Source organism: Flavobacterium succinicans (genome assembly GCF_001662485.1).
GTDB lineage: Bacteria > Bacteroidota > Bacteroidia > Flavobacteriales > Flavobacteriaceae > Flavobacterium > Flavobacterium succinicans_A.
Genome location: NZ_JMTM01000035.1, coordinates 133001 through 150575 on the forward strand (window position 1 = coordinate 133001; position 17575 = coordinate 150575).

At 33.6% G+C, this 17575-nt stretch carries 18 protein-coding genes; 13 read left to right on the plus strand and 5 right to left on the minus strand.

Annotated elements, in window-relative coordinates; translation table 11 throughout:
- Window positions 1-33 precede the first annotated feature (33 nt).
- The 5 genes from FLB_RS06115 (at window position 34) to FLB_RS06135 (ending at window position 4477) form a co-directional block, all read left to right on the plus strand.
- The gene (locus FLB_RS06115; protein WP_064715073.1) at window positions 34-429 is read left to right on the plus strand and encodes a hypothetical protein; all 396 of its coding nucleotides are present in this window, start codon (window positions 34-36) and stop codon (window positions 427-429) included.
- Window positions 430-569: 140 nt separating this feature from the next.
- On the plus strand, window positions 570-1553 hold the full coding sequence (locus FLB_RS06120; RefSeq protein WP_064715074.1) for a YHYH protein: 984 nt from the start codon (window positions 570-572) through the stop codon (window positions 1551-1553).
- A 12-nt stretch (window positions 1554-1565) separates the two neighbouring features.
- A complete protein-coding gene (locus FLB_RS14130; RefSeq protein WP_082923227.1) occupies window positions 1566-2666 on the plus strand; it encodes a HupE/UreJ family protein in 1101 nt (366 codons plus the stop codon).
- A 48-nt stretch (window positions 2667-2714) separates the two neighbouring features.
- Complete coding sequence (locus tag FLB_RS06130) at window positions 2715-3725, plus strand: sensor histidine kinase (RefSeq protein WP_064715075.1); 1011 nt, start codon at window positions 2715-2717, stop codon at window positions 3723-3725.
- Window positions 3722-4477, plus strand: a complete 756-nt coding sequence (locus FLB_RS06135) for a LytR/AlgR family response regulator transcription factor (RefSeq protein ID WP_064715076.1) — start codon at window positions 3722-3724, stop codon at window positions 4475-4477. The genes FLB_RS06130 and FLB_RS06135 overlap by 4 nt, the downstream gene beginning before the upstream one ends.
- 222 nt (window positions 4478-4699) lie before the next feature.
- On the opposite strand, the gene FLB_RS06140 is transcribed toward FLB_RS06135, so the two are convergent.
- Window positions 4700-5398 carry a hypothetical protein gene (locus tag FLB_RS06140; RefSeq protein WP_064715077.1) on the minus strand — a complete coding sequence of 233 codons (699 nt, stop codon included), beginning with the start codon at window positions 5396-5398 and terminating at the stop codon, window positions 4700-4702.
- Window positions 5399-5558: 160 nt separating this feature from the next.
- Entirely contained in the window at window positions 5559-6653 is a 1095-nt protein-coding gene (gene ychF, locus FLB_RS06145; protein WP_064715078.1) for a redox-regulated ATPase YchF, read from the minus strand.
- Between the two features lie 223 nt (window positions 6654-6876).
- Here ychF and FLB_RS06150 point away from each other — a divergent pair, with 223 nt between their 5' ends.
- Window positions 6877-9531 carry a TonB-dependent receptor gene (locus FLB_RS06150; protein ID WP_064715079.1) on the plus strand — a complete coding sequence of 885 codons (2655 nt, stop codon included), beginning with the start codon at window positions 6877-6879 and terminating at the stop codon, window positions 9529-9531.
- 91 nt (window positions 9532-9622) lie between these two features.
- Window positions 9623-10369: a class I SAM-dependent DNA methyltransferase gene (locus FLB_RS06155; protein ID WP_064715080.1), complete on the plus strand. Its 747-nt coding sequence runs from the start codon at window positions 9623-9625 to the stop codon at window positions 10367-10369.
- A 20-nt stretch (window positions 10370-10389) separates the two neighbouring features.
- Here the strand turns inward: FLB_RS06155 and FLB_RS06160 are convergent, their stop codons facing one another.
- The gene (locus tag FLB_RS06160; protein ID WP_064715081.1) at window positions 10390-11553 is read right to left on the minus strand and encodes a hypothetical protein; all 1164 of its coding nucleotides are present in this window, start codon (window positions 11551-11553) and stop codon (window positions 10390-10392) included.
- Between the two features lie 233 nt (window positions 11554-11786).
- Window positions 11787-12137 (minus strand): 4Fe-4S dicluster domain-containing protein, encoded by a 351-nt coding sequence (locus FLB_RS06165; protein ID WP_064715082.1) that lies wholly within the window; start codon window positions 12135-12137, stop codon window positions 11787-11789.
- A gap of 142 nt (window positions 12138-12279) precedes the next feature.
- Between FLB_RS06165 and FLB_RS06170 the strand changes: the two genes are divergently transcribed.
- From FLB_RS06170 to FLB_RS06195, 6 genes are all read left to right on the plus strand, one after another.
- Window positions 12280-13341, plus strand: a complete 1062-nt coding sequence (locus FLB_RS06170; protein ID WP_064715282.1) for an acyl-CoA reductase — start codon at window positions 12280-12282, stop codon at window positions 13339-13341.
- Window positions 13342-13431: 90 nt separating this feature from the next.
- Window positions 13432-14502 carry a 3-phosphoserine/phosphohydroxythreonine transaminase gene (gene serC, locus FLB_RS06175; protein WP_064715083.1) on the plus strand — a complete coding sequence of 357 codons (1071 nt, stop codon included), beginning with the start codon at window positions 13432-13434 and terminating at the stop codon, window positions 14500-14502.
- A 237-nt stretch (window positions 14503-14739) separates the two neighbouring features.
- Window positions 14740-15690 carry a D-2-hydroxyacid dehydrogenase gene (locus FLB_RS06180; RefSeq protein WP_064715084.1) on the plus strand — a complete coding sequence of 317 codons (951 nt, stop codon included), beginning with the start codon at window positions 14740-14742 and terminating at the stop codon, window positions 15688-15690.
- A 98-nt stretch (window positions 15691-15788) separates the two neighbouring features.
- A complete protein-coding gene (locus tag FLB_RS06185; RefSeq protein WP_064715085.1) occupies window positions 15789-16346 on the plus strand; it encodes a DUF937 domain-containing protein in 558 nt (185 codons plus the stop codon).
- A 117-nt stretch (window positions 16347-16463) separates the two neighbouring features.
- The gene (locus FLB_RS06190) at window positions 16464-16895 is read left to right on the plus strand and encodes a DUF6146 family protein (RefSeq protein WP_064715086.1); all 432 of its coding nucleotides are present in this window, start codon (window positions 16464-16466) and stop codon (window positions 16893-16895) included.
- Window positions 16896-16927: 32 nt separating this feature from the next.
- On the plus strand, window positions 16928-17230 hold the full coding sequence (locus FLB_RS06195; protein WP_064715087.1) for a DUF6787 family protein: 303 nt from the start codon (window positions 16928-16930) through the stop codon (window positions 17228-17230).
- 37 nt (window positions 17231-17267) lie between these two features.
- On the opposite strand, the gene FLB_RS06200 is transcribed toward FLB_RS06195, so the two are convergent.
- On the minus strand, window positions 17268-17573 hold the full coding sequence (locus FLB_RS06200) for a hypothetical protein (protein WP_064715088.1): 306 nt from the start codon (window positions 17571-17573) through the stop codon (window positions 17268-17270).
- Window positions 17574-17575: the final 2 nt, after the last annotated feature.

Genomic DNA, 17575 nt, shown 5'->3' on the forward strand with positions numbered 1-17575 from the left:
AGAAAATTAGTAGTAATTAAATTTTAATGAATTATGAGATTAGTTAATGTAATAACCGTTTGTCTAAGTATTTTATTTACCAATATTTGTTTGGCTCAACCTCAATCCGACAGCAAAGGACCTAAACCTCCTACCCTAGAACAACGATTAAAAATGGTTACGGAAAAAATATGCCTACCGCTCAAACTAGACAAAAACCAAACAAAAAAAGTGGGTGATGTATTCAAAGATTTTTTTTCTGAAATGGATAAGTCAATTGATTTAAAAACGAATCCACCTCGTATGCCCGAAAAATCAAAAGTAGAAGCACTAGCAAAAATAAGGGACAATAAAGTAAAAAAAATAATTCCCGAAAATTTATTCGACAAATACCTCGAACTCGAAAAAACAATTCGTCCGCCTCGAGAAGGAAATCCTCATATGAACTAAAATAAATTAAAAAACTATTCGTACTAGGTACCTATCATAAAATACGTATTCTAACTTAATTCTTTGTTCTTTAAATAGTATTGAATAAAGTTTTTACAAAGAGATTATGATCGCTGAAATAACCATTAAAAAAAATTAAAATGAATGTAAAAAAATTTCAAATAAACCATTTTACAGTGTGTTTATTTATCATAACAACTTTTTTAAGTTGTAGTAAAAGCAATGAAGAAGATCAAATTACTGATACCAATTCAATAGTAGTAAATGTAGATCCTACAAATTTTCTAACTGCGGGGTTATCTGAACCCATTAGCATCGTTTCTAGAACACTATCCAACGGATCAACTGCTGATTGCTATAAAATTGTATCCAAAAACACCCCAACTGACCATGCGCAAGGGCCTTGGTGTCCCTCAAATATTAGCGATGATAAAAGCAAAGGTGGAATTTGGTTAGAAGGTGGTAACGTATACGATGTGGATGGCGCATTTATCCAAAACTTAGCCACTTTTTACAAAAATACTACTTGGCAAATGTACAATACTACCACAGGGGCTATTACCAAAACACTAACTCAAGAAGATTGTCAAGCAGCTGCAAATCCAAATGTGGGAGTTGCCTATAAAAACTATTGCGTTGAATGTTTACCGTCGTATGTTTCTACTTTAACAAAAACAATTTATATCCCTGTAAAACCAATAAAATTAACTTCACCAATCAGTTTTGGAGCAGGACCTGGCTCAACTGGTCCATCAATTAGAGGAATTGCATTCAATGGGGTAATTTTTGATGCTCCGGCTCCAGTAAATGCAATTTTAGGTGCTTATACCCTAGCTCCATTTGATGATGCTGGAGGACACATCAATATGGCTGCAGGGTATCACTATCATGCTGCAACAGGTATGACAACAAAAAAATTACAAGCCGATGGTCATGCTGCTATGATAGGTTACGCATTAGACGGTTTTGGAATGTACGAAAGATTAAGTGCTTCAGGAGCAGAATACACGGATTTAGATGCAAGTCGCGGGCATTCAGATGCTACGCGAGGTTATCATTACCATGTAGATAAAGCAGGAGCAAATAATTTTATTAATAGTTTAGCTGGCGCTTACGCAAATTAAAATACTTTTAAAATGATGAAATTCACTCATTTATTGATCGTGTTTTTTTTTATAAATGTTGCTTATGCACATCAACCAGATTTCTCTAATTTGATGATGTATGAGAAAAATGGTAAAAAAATAGTAGTCTTAAAAAGTTCCCTCACCGCATTTGAAGGTGAGGTGGACTTTTATTTTAAAAAAGGAGCCTACAAAACTCCCGAAGAATTCATCAAACTAGTTATCAAACATTTCAAAAATAATTGCCAAATAATTATTAATAATGAAACCGTAGATCTTACAAATCTAAGCGTTATTCTTGGCCATGAAACTACCTTGTTTGCAGAATTGAAGTATAAACCAACAGATATTAAATCTTTATACATTAAAAACACTTTTTTTAAAAACACCCCTAACAATCAATGTGAATTTATTTTATTATGTAAAAATTTACCGCAATATCAGTGTGTTTTAAACAATTTTAACAACCAAGAAGTTAAGCTAATTCTAACTAATAACAAATGGTTAATGGATACAACAATTGACCATTCATTTGCTGCTACTATTAAATCATTTTTTCAATTTATTGTAGAGGGATTCAAGCATGTGTTACCTTTGGGGTTCGATCATATTCTATTTATTTTGGCTTTATTTTTTTTGAATTCAAATTTAAAATCAAGTATCATTCAAGCCAGTATGTTCACACTAGCACATTCAATAACCTTGATTTTAACTGGTATTGGATGGATTAATCCAAACCTAAACAGTGTCGAGCCACTAATTGCCTTTTCGATTTTTATAATGGCGCTACAAAACATTTTTTACCCCAAAATAAATCATTCACGATTGCTATTGATTTTTTTATTCGGCTTGTTGCATGGTCTTGGATTTGCAAATGCCTTTTTGAATTTACAACTACCTGAAAAGTCTACAATAAGTGCTTTGCTGGCCTTTAATATTGGAATAGAGTTGGCACAAGTCTTTATAATACTTGCCGTATTTTTTTTATTTACAAAATGGTTCATTACTAAAATTTGGTATCAAAAATATTTTACAAAAATAGTTTCCATTGTAATTGGACTAATCGCGCTTATCTATACGTATCAAAGAACTATTTTAATGTTAAATACATAGCAGACTAATTGATTTCTTTACAAATTATATTTATAAATTATATTTTTAATGAAAAATTCACAAATTGAAATCATCAACAAATTAGGAATTACAATTGCAATTACCCTTTTTTTCAAAATCATTTTTTTTCGATTGGATGATTTTTTTGATTGGGACTTAGTATTTATAGCCGCAATTGTACTAATTATTTGGCAAGGCAACGAAATTATAGACAAATCACTCAACAAGAGCAACCCCTGGATTCTTAATGCTAGAAAAAGGTTGATTATTCAGAGTGTATTTACTGTGGTATATACCTCAATCACCCTATTTGCTTTGATGTATATATTGCATCAATTACGATTTGGAGATGGTCGGGTTATCAATCGTAAAATGATAGAAATTTTTCCTCCAGCAATTCTATTTACTCTTGCTCTTTTGGCCATTAAGATTGGTATTGAATTTTTCAATGCTTTAAAAAACAGCTTATTTGAAGTCGAAAAATATAAAACCGAAAGCATCAACGCTCAATTGCAAAATTTAAAAAGCCAACTTAATCCTCATTTTCTATTCAATAATTTGAGTGTTTTAACTTCATTAGTGTACAAAAATCAAGACAAAGCTGCCTTTTTTATCAATGAATTAGCCAAAGTCTATCGCTATGTCTTGGATACAAAAAATGCCGAATTAGTGCCTTTACAAGAAGAATTAGCGTTTTTAAATCATTATATTTATTTGCAAAAAATACGATTTGAAGACAGTATTTTGTTTGAATTTAATATTGAGGAGCATAAAAAAAATGATTTCTTATTACCAATGTGTTTGCAAATGTTGGTTGAAAATACGATTCAGCACAACGAAACCTCTCAAGCCAATCCGTTGAAAGTTTTAATTTATACGCATCACAATACATTAATCATCGAAAATCCAATTTTGCCTAGAAGCAACGTTACAGATAGTACCAAAACGGGCTTAAAAAATATAGAACAACGCTATTCCTTTTTCACCGATGAAAAAGTTGTCGTCCATAACAACGGATTACTATTTAAAGTAATTTTACCATTAATTCAAAAGAAATGAAAGTTGTAATTATAGAAGACGAAAAGTTGTCGGCGGAACATTTAAACGTTCTTTTACAAAAAATTGATTCCTCAATTATTGTTATAAAGTATTTTGATACCATTACGGCTTCCGTCACTGCTTTTAAAGAAGGGTTAGATGCTGATTTAATCTTCATGGATATTCATTTGGCAGATGGCAATAGTTTTGAAATTTTTAATCAAATAAAACTCGAAATTCCTATTATTTTCACCACTGCTTTTGATAATTATGCTATTCAGGCCTTCAAACAAAACAGCATTGATTATTTATTGAAACCCATTGCTCTACAAGAGTTGCAATTTGCAATGGAGAAGTTCAAAAAACAGCAACAATTAGAAAATAAAGACATTATTTCGAGCATTGCCAAAGCTTATCAGCTAGTAAACAAAGAGTATAAAACTCGTTTTTTAGTCAAATCTGGTCAAACTATCGATACCATAAAGACAGAAGACATTCATCATTTTGAAACCAGAGAAAGTTTGTCCTTTTTGGTAACCAATAAGGGTACGCAACATTTAATCGATTACACCTTAGACCAACTCGAAACACTTTTGCAACCCAAAAATTTCTTTCGAATCAACAGAAAAATAATTTTACATATACAATCTATTGAAAAAGTGAATACTTATTTCAATAGTCGGCTGTCCATTTCAACGAAATTTTTAGATACCGATGCCAAAATTGTAAGCAGGGAAAGGGTTAATGATTTTAAAAAATGGTTGGATAATTAAAATTCATACAAAAAAAGGTTTGTAATCCTGAAAACTTATGATATTTCGAAGCAAACCCAAGTACCTCAATAAAAGCAAGACCCCATTACATTTTTTGAAGATGCAATACTTTTGTATTTGAATGTAAACATTGAAGAACCAATTGGAGCGTATCTTGAACTGCTCTAATACTACCAACTCGTGAAAAAGTTCTCGGCTTTGAAAAAAAAGATGCACTGGATATCAACAAATCAACAACAAACGAAATTCATCTTCATTTTCTATGGGTGCTCTGTGAATACATGGCAAGACTTGCTGCTTGGGATGATCTACGGCTAAACGCCAAAGATGACCTTTTCCTAAATTAATGGGTTGAGCATTGGGTTTGGCTTGATAATGCAAATCAAAATAATTTTCTTTCAAAAAATCTTCAAATTCCTCAGATGGACCTTGATGCAACGCTTCAAGTTTTTTTCTGATTTCTGGAATTAGAATTTTTTGTTCCGCTTGTTCATTTGGAATAATATCGCTGGCCACTCCGTGATAGGTGCATAAAAAAGTATCTGTTGCAATGGGAGAACGATCTACATGATAGGAATACACGTCTGTGGAGATGAAATCAAATTCATCATCACGGTCATAGCATTTCAACAAATTAAGTGAAGGAGAAGCCCCAAAATCAGTCAATAATCGTAAATCGTTTAAGATAATTTCTCTTGCCTTATGCCCCTCTTCTGACAACTGAAGTGCTAATAAATCCTCAGGGAAAATTTCTGTTATATTCTCTTTCAGTTGCAGTTGACTTACAATCGCTGTAAAATCGCCTTCCAAATTTCGGTGCCAACACAAGGCATTCATTGCTCCTTTAAAATCCGTTTCTACTAAATCCGTAAAAGACGAAACCTTACCAACTTGCTTGTTTTCAGAAAATATATTGCTCATAGTCGTAAATAAAAAAAGGGAGTGAATGAATGAGAGGCAAAATTTCTAAATTCGTGGATTAGCCTACCCATTAACACTTCCTATTATGCAATCCCCCCCTAAAACTAGCCAAAAAAACCGAGCAAATCGCTCGGTCTATTTTTTATGCACTATTTTATTATTATACATTAAATCTAAAATGCATTACATCGCCATCTTTTACTACATATTCTTTTCCTTCAACTCTAAATTTTCCTGCTTCTTTACATTTTGCTTCTGATCCGTATTGCACAAAATCTTCATAAGCAATTACCTCGGCACGAATAAAACCTTTTTCAAAATCGGTATGAATAACTCCAGCTGCTTGTGGAGCAGTTGCACCAATATTAATGGTCCATGCACGTACTTCTTTAACACCCGCAGTAAAATAGGTTTGTTGTTTTAATAATTTATATGCCGCACGAATTAAAACAGAGGCTCCAGGTTCTTGTAATCCCATATCTTCAAGAAAAACTTGACGTTCTTCGTAGCTTTCTAGCTCAGTTATATCAGCCTCTGCTCCTACCGAAAGTACAATTACCTCTGCTTCTTCATCTTTTACTAACTCGCGAACTTGATCTACATATTTATTCCCATTTACAGCCGAACTTTCATCTACATTACAAACATATAAAACCGGTTTTGCTGTAATCAATTGAAAACTTTCCATCAAAACTTCTTCATCGTTACTTTGAGGAAAAATAGTTCTTGCGGATTTGGCCTGCAAAAGCGCTTCTCTTATTCGATCCAATAAAGCTTTCTCGGTTTGTGCTTCTTTATTTCCAGTTTTTGCCGCACGATTTACTTTTTCCAAACGTTTTTCAACATTCTCTAAGTCTTTTAACTGCAATTCAATATCGATAGTTTCTTTATCACGAATAGGATTTACATTACCATCAACGTGAACAATATTATCATTATCAAAACAACGTAAAACATGAATAATAGCATTACACTCTCTAATGTTCCCTAAAAATTGATTCCCTAATCCTTCTCCCTTACTTGCACCTTTTACCAAACCAGCAATATCTACAATATCTACCGTAGCCATTTGCACACGTTCTGGCTTTACTAATTGTTCCAATTTTTCAATTCTAGGATCAGGTACATTCACCACGCCAATATTTGGCTCGATAGTACAAAAAGGAAAGTTTGCACTCTGCGCTTTGGCATTTGACAAACAATTGAACAACGTTGATTTTCCAACATTCGGTAAGCCTACAATTCCTGCTTTCATAATTTATGTTTTTCCGAGAATTTAAAAACAATCCTCTTTTTAGCTATTATATTTTTTAAAAGTTTGCAAATATAAGATTTATAATATCCTTGTTGAAGAAGATTCTAACATTTATTGAAAGTTAACAAAAAAACCAAAAATATCAACATTTTTAATTTTGTTGTTAAATTTTATTATATTTAACCAAAATTAAACCAAACAATAACCAAAAACTTATTAATTTATGAAAAAACTAAGCTTATTATTTTTTCTTTTATGCTCCTTTATTATGGTAGCTCAAAAAGAAGTATCCGGTATGGTAAAAGATAATCAAGGAAATCCACTCCCAGGAGTAAATGTAATCGAAAAAGGAACCTCGAATGGTACTTCTACCGATATGGATGGGAAGTACAAAATCCGAATCAACGAAGATTCTGCCTTAATTTTTAGTTACGTAGGATACAACACGGTAACTAAAACAACTTCTGGTACAGTACTAAACATCACTTTATCAGAAGAAGGTGGACAAAACCTACAAGAAGTAATAGTAACTGGAACTAGAACGGCTCCAAGAAGTAACACCACCTCAGCGCTTCCAATTGATGTCTTATCCTCTAAAGATTTAGTATCTACTGGTCAAGCCACTTTCGACAAAGCCTTACAGTATAAAATCCCATCATTTAACACCGTACAAACTCCTGTAAACGATGCGACTTCCTTACTTGACCCTTATGAAATTAGAAATATGGGACCAAGTAGAACATTAATTTTAATTAATGGAAAACGTAAAAACTTAAGTTCATTAGTATACGTTCAAACTTCTCCAGGACGTGGAGAAACAGGAGCGGATATTTCAGCAATTCCTACTGATGCAATCGAAAGAGTGGAGATTTTACGTGATGGAGCATCTGCTCAATACGGATCTGATGCAATTGCAGGGGTAATGAACATTATTTTAAAGAAAAACAGCAATACTGGATCAGCTACCTTAAGAAGTGGTATAACTTCTGAAGGTGATGGAGAAATGCTAGGCATAAGCATTAACAATGGTACCACAGTAGGTGACAAAGGCTTTTTAAATTACACCCTTGATTTCTCAAAAGTAAAGCTTGCTAATCGCCCAGGAACAGTTGATGCAGCAGGAGAAGCAGGAGACTTTGGAGCAAGCCTATCTGATGTTCAATCTTTTTTAGCAAAATACCCTGATGCTGGAAACATAAACGGTTCACCAGAAACACTTGCAGCAAAATTTTTAGTAAATGGAGGAAAAGACTTGAGCGAAAACACACAGATGTACTACAATGCAGCCTATGTTTACAAAAAAGTAAATTCATTCGCCAATTACAGAACTCCGTATTGGAGAACTTTAGACCCTACAAATCCTTATCTAGCCGACTTTTTTGGTGATGGAACAGCAGCTTCTTACAAAGGATATGTACCAACTTTTGTTGGAGACTTGAACGATTACAATGCAACTCTTGGATTCAAAAACCAAACCAATGGTTGGAATACTGACGGAAGTATTACTGTTGGTGGAAATAGCCAAATCTATACCGTAGAAAACTCTCAAAACAGATCTGACTTGAAGGATGCTAATGGAAATAATATATACAAAGAAAACTCTCCAATCTCATTCAAACCTGGAGGCACTAAATTCAACCACATCGTGGGCAACATTGATGTATCAAAAAATCTATCTGACAAAGTAAGTATTGGTTTTGGATCAGAGTTCAGAACAGAAACTTTTGAAGTTGTAGAAGGAGACAAAGCATCATGGGAAGGTCTTGGAGCTGATTCATTTGCTGGTAATCGTCCTGAAAATTCTGGAAAATGGAACCGTTATAACTTGGGTTTTTATGCTGATATCGCTTATGATGTGACCGAAGACTTTTTGCTAAATGGTACGTTACGCCATGAAGAATACAGTGATTTTGGCGGCGCAACAATTTGGAAATTAAGTACAAGATACAAATTCTTGGATGACAAAATCACTTTAAGAGGATCAGTATCTACTGGATTTAGAGCACCAACTTTACACCAAATTTATACTCAAAAAGCACAATATTCATTTGTAGCTGGTCAAGGAATTCAATTGAGCGGTATTATCAATAATGTTTCACCACAAGCCCGTATCTTAGGAATTCCTTCTTTAAAAGCAGAAAACTCAACAAATGTCACTATTGGGATTGGTGCTAAACCAACTAAAAACTTCAACTTCACCATTGACTACTACAACATTAAAGTAGAAGATAGAATTGTTTTAGGAGACAGACAAGACACTCAATTTGGAAATGTAGCTTGGTTTTCTAACTCCTTCGATTCAAGAACCTCAGGATTAGATGTAGTAGCCAATTACAATAATTTAGAAATAGGCACAGGAAAATTAGGCTTCAATTTATCTGGAAATATCACTTTACAAAATGAAAGAATTTCTGACGTAAGAAAAGGAGATAGTTTCGGTCCAATTTTAGACGCTTTAACATTTACTTCAAGACCTAACACAAAATGGATCTTAGGTGCAAACTATGAAATTGGAAAATTTGGCTTTTCTCTAAACAATACTTATTTTGGAAAAACCACTTTCAAACAAGACGGTATGAGCAATGATTTGAGAACAGAATTTACTCCAAAAATTGTTACCGATTTAGGAATCAATTTCAATGCTACAGACAAATTGACTTTGGCTTTAAATGTAAATAATTTATTGAATGTTTTACCAGAATGGAAGTTTAAGGCAGAAAATGCCGCAGGACAAGCCATTTTAAATGATCCTGCTAAAACTAAAACACAATACAATTTAATTACTTTTAATGGTCGTTATTCTCAAATGACGTATGATGGATACCATTTTAGCCAATTAGGAACTATGTTTAATTTATCATTGAATTACAAGTTCTAGTTAATTGTATAGTACAGATTAAAAAGGGTTGTCATTTCGACAGCCCTTTTCTTTTTAAAAATCATTATATTTATAATTCAAAACAAATAATATGGCAGACTTATACAATGATAAAATGGCTAGCATTTATGACGCCATGTATCAAACATTTATAAACTATACCGAAGAGTATGATTTTTACAGAAGCCTTTTAGAAAAAAACCATAGCCAATCTGTTCTGGAAATAGGAAGCGGAACTGGCAATCTGGCCAAATTTTTTTCGCAAAATAGCTTTAACTATATCGGTTTGGATGTGAGCGAAGATATGATCGCAATTGCACAAAAAAGAACTCCAAAAAGTACTTTTATTCATGGAGACATGAGAGAGTTTACCTTAGAAAACCCCGTTGATTCTATCCTTATCACGGGGCGTTCTACTAGTTATTTGATATCCAATGAAGATGTATATTATTGCTTTGAATCTATTCATCAAAATCTAAATGATGAAGGAATATTTGTTTTTGACTTTATTGATGCAAATCGGTACATTCCCTATACCGAAAACCACAAAAACATACTCCATGAAGCCGATTGTGATGGAATTATTCATTACCGAGATAGCAATTGGAAGCTTACCACCTCAGATAATTTTTTAATGGAATGGACTGCGACCTATTATACGCTTCTCAATAATGAAAAAGACGTAATTGCAGAAGATTTTTCTACGGTTAGAGTGTTTACTCTAAATGAAATGCAACTTTTTCTTTACATGAAAGGGTTCGAAATCCTTGAAATCATCGACAGAAAAACCTACGCTTACGACACTTATGTAATTGTAGCAAAAAAGAAAAAAATCTAAACTTTTTGAGACAAAAGAAATTACATGTTTTTTTCAATAATTGAAATAATACGCAACTCTTCATCTGTAGCCGTCAAGCCGGAAAAATCCCAATAGTTGGTCAAAATACTATTCCCTTTATTAATCAGGGTTTTCTCTTTAAAAACCTGAGGCTCACGATAGGTATAGTTTTGATTACTAAAATTAGTTGTAACTAGATAATTACTAACCTGAATGTTTTTAGTTCCTTTTTTATAAACTTTTTCAAAACCAATCTCTTCTTTAGAACTTACCAAAAAATAATTAGCATCCTCTACTCTATATGTAGTCTTAAAATTTGACATATAAATATTTTTAGCACCAGTTTTTGTAGTATTTTCAGTCTTTGCCAAACTAAGTTCAGATAATTTAGAACTCACTTCGATGATCAAATTTTTCTGTTTGTCATAAATAATCTTAAATTCATCCAGCAAGCCTTTAGAATTATCCAAAGGGGTAGCAGTCAAAATATAATAGGTATCATTCTCAGAATAGGCACGGACCAAGAAATAGTAACTATCTTTAGCCTTGGGATCTAAAATTGGCGTTAAATACTTGAAAGTATAATAGTTTTCCATAATATTATTCAAGTTGTACCCCAATAAATCAGCACTTACCTCCTCTTCTACTACTCCAAAAGAACGATTTTGCTCTACCAGAATTGTTGAATTTAACTTTTTTTGATCGCCTACGATCTGAAAGTTCAGCAAACCATCTGTATAATAAGAATAAACACCGTTGAGTTTGAAAAACTCGCGACAAAACACCTTCAAACGTGCAGGTACATTGAATTTTTTTATAGAATTGGCTACCAAAGACTTTAATATTTTTTGAGGATGCTGACGAGTAACTACCAATTCGTCTAGTTTATTTAAGCTACTTTTTAGATAAACAACATTACCACTTTGCTTAAGCATAGCCGGACGAACTGTAATGCCTACATAAGAAGGATGAGAAAACTGAATATTTGAATTTCCGTTTACCATAAAACTAACTTCCCCTTCCTTATTACTCATTAGGATTTGATTGGTTTTCGCAACCAAAACGGTAACATCTTCTATAGGAAGTTGCGTGTCCATATCTTTAACTATCAAAGCTCTTTCTACTTTCTGCGCTAAAACCGAAGTACTAGCCATTACTAAAAAGAATAAAAGTATTCTCTTCATGTGAAGTGATTTTGTTACTTATTTAATTTAAAACTTTACTGGTTGTTATAAAAATATAAAATTAGTTGATGAAAAAAAGCAAAAAAAGTAAAATATATTACTAAAACAAGCCTGAAAACAACCAATGCATTGATCGTCAGGTAAATAAAAACACAAAACAGACACCAACAAAAAAACAAAACAAAAAGACCCGAGTTTTACTCGGGTCTATAGATAATAAAAAACTATTTTTTCTATTCGTTATGCAAAAACGATTGTCTGTTCAACAAAGTTTCTTCAGATTCTACATGGTTATCATCTGGAATACAACAATCAACAGGACAAACAGCCGCACATTGAGGTTCGTCATGAAAACCCTTACATTCTGTACATTTCCCAGGAACAATATAATACACCTCGTCAGAAATTGGAGTCTGAGCTGCCTCGGCATCAATTTCGGTACCATCAGGTAAAATTACTTTTCCTTTTAATTTGGTACCATCTTTATAACGCCAATCATCCGCACCTTCATAAATTGCTGTATTTGGACATTCTGGTTCGCAAGCTCCGCAGTTGATACATTCGTCTGTAATAATAATTGCCATCTTTGACTAAATTTTTAATTAAAATTTAAAGTAGTTGTCTTTGTTTTCGATTTTCACAATAAAAAAACAACTGTTGTCTTTAGCTTCTAAAAAGCTTATTTTTGTGCAAAATTACAATCAAAAGATTTCATACACAAGCAATATGACATTAGAAACAAAAAAAAGTAAATTTGTTGAATTGGGTAAATTCTTAAGTCAATTTTCTTCTTTAGAAAATCCAATCAAAAATGAAGTACAAGGCAACGATCTCTTTTTTGACGAATGTCTTACTTTAATTGCTCTTTCTCAGTCTCATAACGGCTGGTATACCCCAGAACAAGTTTGTTTTGCCTTTCAATCTTGGTCTAAAGCCTTAACCAAAGAAAAATTGGACCAATGGCTTTCTAAGTATGATTTTTCAGCAGTACAACCCAAAACAATTGCACTAATCCTTGCTGGAAATATTCCTTTGGTAGGGTTTCATGATTTTCTATCGGTACTGATTTCTGGTCATAGTGTGCAAGTAAAAACCTCATCGAATGACCAACATTTACTGCCATTTCTTGCTAAATATTTACTACACATTGCACCTGAATTCAAAGAAAAAATCACTTTTGTCGAAGGGAAATTAGAAAATTTTGATGCCGTTATCGCAACAGGAAGCAACAACACGGCTCGTTATTTTGAATATTATTTCAAAGACAAACCTTCGGTAATTAGAAAAAACAGAAACTCAGTAGCGATAATAACCGGGAAGGAAACTAGCGAACAATTGGAAGCTTTAGGAGAAGACATCTTTCGCTATTTTGGTTTAGGTTGTCGAAATGTTTCAAAACTTTTTGTTCCCAAAGACTATTCTTTTGTTCCTTTTTTTGAAGCCATCTTCAAATACAAAGATGTAATTGATTATGAAAAATATGCCAACAATTACGATTACAATAAAGCCGTTTTCTTGATGAGCAATTTTAAGCTGCTTGACAATGGCTTTTTGACCATCAAAGAAGATCATGGTTATGGTTCTCCAATATCTAGTGTTTTCTACGAATACTACGAAAACGTTGGAGATGTATTGCAGCGCTTAAAAGATGAAAATGAGCACATTCAATGTATAGTTTCTGATTATTTAACCCCAAACAGCATTTCTTTTGGAAGCACTCAAAGTCCTGAATTATGGGATTATGCAGATAATGTAGATACAATTTCATTTTTACTAACAATAAAGTAGAAAATTGTATAATTATTTCGAATAATTCAGCTTGTTTTCGAGTATGATTGTCGAAATTTGCATTTTTAATTTTTCGGATACTTACAAACCATGAAAAAACACAACTACAGCGCAGGACCCAGTATTTTAACTCAAGAAGTTTTTGAAAAATCGGCTCAAGCCATTTTAGATTTCAATAACTCAGGATTATCAATTTTAGAAATTTCGCACCGCAGTAAGGATTTTGTTGCTGTAATGGAAGAAGCCAGAGCACTTGCTTTAGACTTATTAGGTTTGACAGGCAAAGGCTACCAAGCTTTATTCTTGGCTGGAGGAGCTAGTTTAGAGTTTATTATGGCGCCTTACAACTTGATGAAAGAAGGAGGCAAAGCTGCCTATTTAGACTCTGGAACTTGGGCGAGTGCTGCCATTAAAGAAGCAAAAACTTTTGGAGAAACTGTAATCGTGGCTTCCTCTAAAGAACAAAATTACAATCATATTCCAAAAGGATATACGGTGCCTGAAGATGCAGATTATTTTCACTGTACGAGCAACAATACCATTTTTGGAACCCAAATGAAAGAATTTCCAAAATTGAATATTCCAGTTGTATGTGATATGAGTTCGGATATTTTTTCGCGTGTTTTAGATTTTACTCAATTTGATATCATTTATGCAGGGGCTCAGAAAAATATGGGACCAGCAGGAACAACTTTAGTAGTGATTAAAGAAGAAATTTTGGGCAAAAACGGTCGCGTGATTCCAAGTATGTTGGATTACGCTAAACATATCAAAGCAGAGAGTATGTACAATACTCCACCTGTTTTCCCAGTATATACTTCGCTATTGACTTTACAATGGTTGAAAAACTTGGGAGGTGTAGCTGCCATCGAAAAAATCAATAATGAAAAAGCTGCTTTATTATACAATGAAATCGACAGAAATCCATTGTTTAGAGGAACTGCTGCTGTAGAAGACCGTTCGATTATGAACGTAACTTTCTTATTGAACGACGAAGCACATAAAGATACTTTTGACGCGATGTGGAAAGCCGCTAACATTTCAGGACTTCCAGGACACCGTTCAGTAGGAGGCTATAGAGCGTCTATCTATAATGCGATGCCAATAGAAAGCGTTCAAGTTTTGGTTGATGTTATGAAAGCTTTGGAAGCAGCGGTTTAATCGCTTACACCAAATTTTCTTGAAAGCACAACTCCCCTAGCCCCGATAGTAGTGGATATCCTTTTCTATTTTTTCTTTAAAAATAGAAAAGATTACTTCACTAAACTTTTATTTACATAGGAGTTCAGTGAATTTCATTTGTAACGGATAGCGGGATTAGCTCCTAAAAAAATAAAAGTACAGAATAGTTGATTCTTTGGTACAAACAAGGAATTAGAGAAACAAAATAAAAACAAAATGAAAGTATTAGCCAATGACGGAATTTCAAAAAGTGGAATTCTAGCTTTAGAAAAAGGTGGTTTTGAAGTAATCACTACAAAAGTGGCGCAAGAACAAGTGGCCAATTTTATTAATGAAAACAACGTGAGCGTTATCTTGGTAAGAAGTGCTACCAAAGTGCGCAAAGACATTATCGATGCTTGTCCAGGTATCAAAATTATTGGTCGTGGCGGTGTTGGTATGGATAATATTGATGTGGACTATGCAAAAAGTAAAGGGATTCACGTAATCAATACGCCTGCTTCTTCCTCAGAATCAGTGGCGGAATTGGTTTTTGGCCATTTATTTACTGGGGTTCGTTTTTTACACGATTCTAACAGAAATATGCCTCTTGAAGGCGATACCAATTTTGAAGGTTTGAAAAAAGCCTACGCTAATGGTACTGAACTAAGAGGGAAAACGTTAGGAATTGTAGGTATTGGACGTATTGGTCAAGCTACTGCAAAAATGGCTTTAGGATTAGGCATGAAAGTTATTGCTGCCGATAGCTTTATCCCTCAAGTTGATGTAAAAGTGGAATTTTTTGATGGACAATCTATAACAACTACCATTGTTTCTCAATCTTTGGAATCGTTGTTTCAAGAAGCAGACTTTATTACTTTGCACGTACCAGCTCAAAACGGGTATATCATTGGCGAAGAACAATTGGCTACCATGAAAAACGGTGTAGGAATTGTAAACTGCGCTCGCGGTGGTGTAATTGATGAAGTTGCCTTAGTGAAAGCTTTAGACAGCGGAAAAGTAGCTTTTGCAGGTTTAGATGTTTTTGAAAGCGAGCCAAAACCAGAAATGACGATTTTGATGCATTCTAAAATCTCGTTGACACCTCATATTGGTGCAGCTACAGGAGAAGCTCAAGACAGAATTGGAACAGAATTAGCCTCTCAAATTATTGCTTTGTTAGGATAAGTAAAAGTCTTCACTATATCAAAAGGGTAATTTATTAACAGTAGTTATAAATTACCCTTTTTTATTTAAATTTGAGAATACTTTAAATCTAAAATCCTATGTTTGAGCAATTAACACAATTAGTTCAACAATTTGGTCAAGAATCCATTGTAAAAAACAATGCTATTCCAAACGAACAAAACGAAGCCGTGATGCAAGAAGCAGGCAGCTCCATTCTATCTAGTTTACAACAAATGGCTTCTGGAGGAGGTGTTGAGCAATTGGCAGGTTTGTTGCAAGGCAATACTGCTCAGAACAGCTCAAACCCCGCTGTGCAACAAATCACACAACAACTGACCGGAAGTTTGAGTGAAAAATTCGGAATAAGTGAAGAAGCAGCTTCTAGTGTTGCTGGAGATATGATTCCAAAAATACTAGGAGGATTGATCGGCAAAGCCAATGATCCAAACGATAGTTTTCAAATTTCGGATATCATTGGAGCAATTGCTGGCAATAGTGCTCAAGCAGGAGGAATTATGGATACCATCTCTAAATACGGAACGCAATTTGGCTTGGATCAAAATGCGGATGGAAAAGTAGATATTAGTGACGCCATGAATCTAGCAAAAGGCAGTGGTGGAATTGGAGGAATACTAGGTAAATTATTTGGTAAATAAAAAGCAAAAAAACATAGAGAAAAGCGTCATTTCCTTAAAAGAGATGACGTTTTTTTATGATAGAATTTACATTTTTCGGGCTTAGATTTTGTAAATTTCACTTTCAATAGTTAAGCCATGAAAAAGATAGCTTTTATAATCGTGCTTATTGCAATACTTGGCGCTTGTGCTACTCCAAAGAATAGTCTAGCTTCAATTCCTGCAACCAATCCAGTTAAAGGAGACACAATAAGAATTGCTAACGATTCTCTGGAATATGAAGTAATCATTATTGACCCAGGGTTTAACACTTGGTTGAATTCTATTGCGCTTCCTAGAGGTTATTATTCTCAATCTTATTTAGAAAATAAAAATAGATTCTATATTACAGAATGGAACAATAGAGCACAACAACCGTTACGATTTGATCCTAATTTATATGAAATGACAATAAATTATGACCCACAAATCAATTATGGATACGAAGTCAATTATCTTATTTATAATTACATGATTTATTTTCAAAATCGGTACAAGCAAAGATTATTTGGCAATGTCCCAATACGTTAATCTTAGTATATTTGTAGCATTGAAACTTAAGAATGAAAAAATTAAAAGAACGTTGGGGTATAGAAAGTAACATTCAGTTTACCATAATTTTTATTGTTTTTGCAATCACTGGTACAACATCAGCATGGTTATCCAAACCGTTTTGTGTTTGGCTTGGTCTTACCAAAGCCGATTTGGGATTTTGGTTCACTCCTATTCGACTGCTACTTATTTTTCCAATTTATCAAGTGCTTTTGGTTTTCATTGGATTTTTATTTGGACAATTTCGATTTTTTTGGGCTTTCGAAAAAAAAATGCTCCGAAATATGGGACTCGGTTTTCTATTTAAAACATAAAAAAAAGCTTCCTTTGTGAAGCTTTTTTTTGTTGGTATTAATTAAGAGTTTTCTGTTTCTTGATGAGATAAGTATATATCCAAGTCAAAGTAAACGTGGGAATAACATCCGAGAAAGGAAAAGCTTCTTCTATAAATGTAATCGCTCCCGCTACTTTTCCAACTCTTCCTTTATACATCCAAGTCATCAAAAAACCCGCTAAAGGTGCCCAAATCACATCTGAAAATTCACCAATCATTGGTATAGAAAAAGAAATCATTCCGATAGCATCAAACAAGATACTCAAGAATAAATGTCTTCTTTTTTGAGAAGCTTCGGTGCTACTTTCTGCTTGGTTTGTCATTT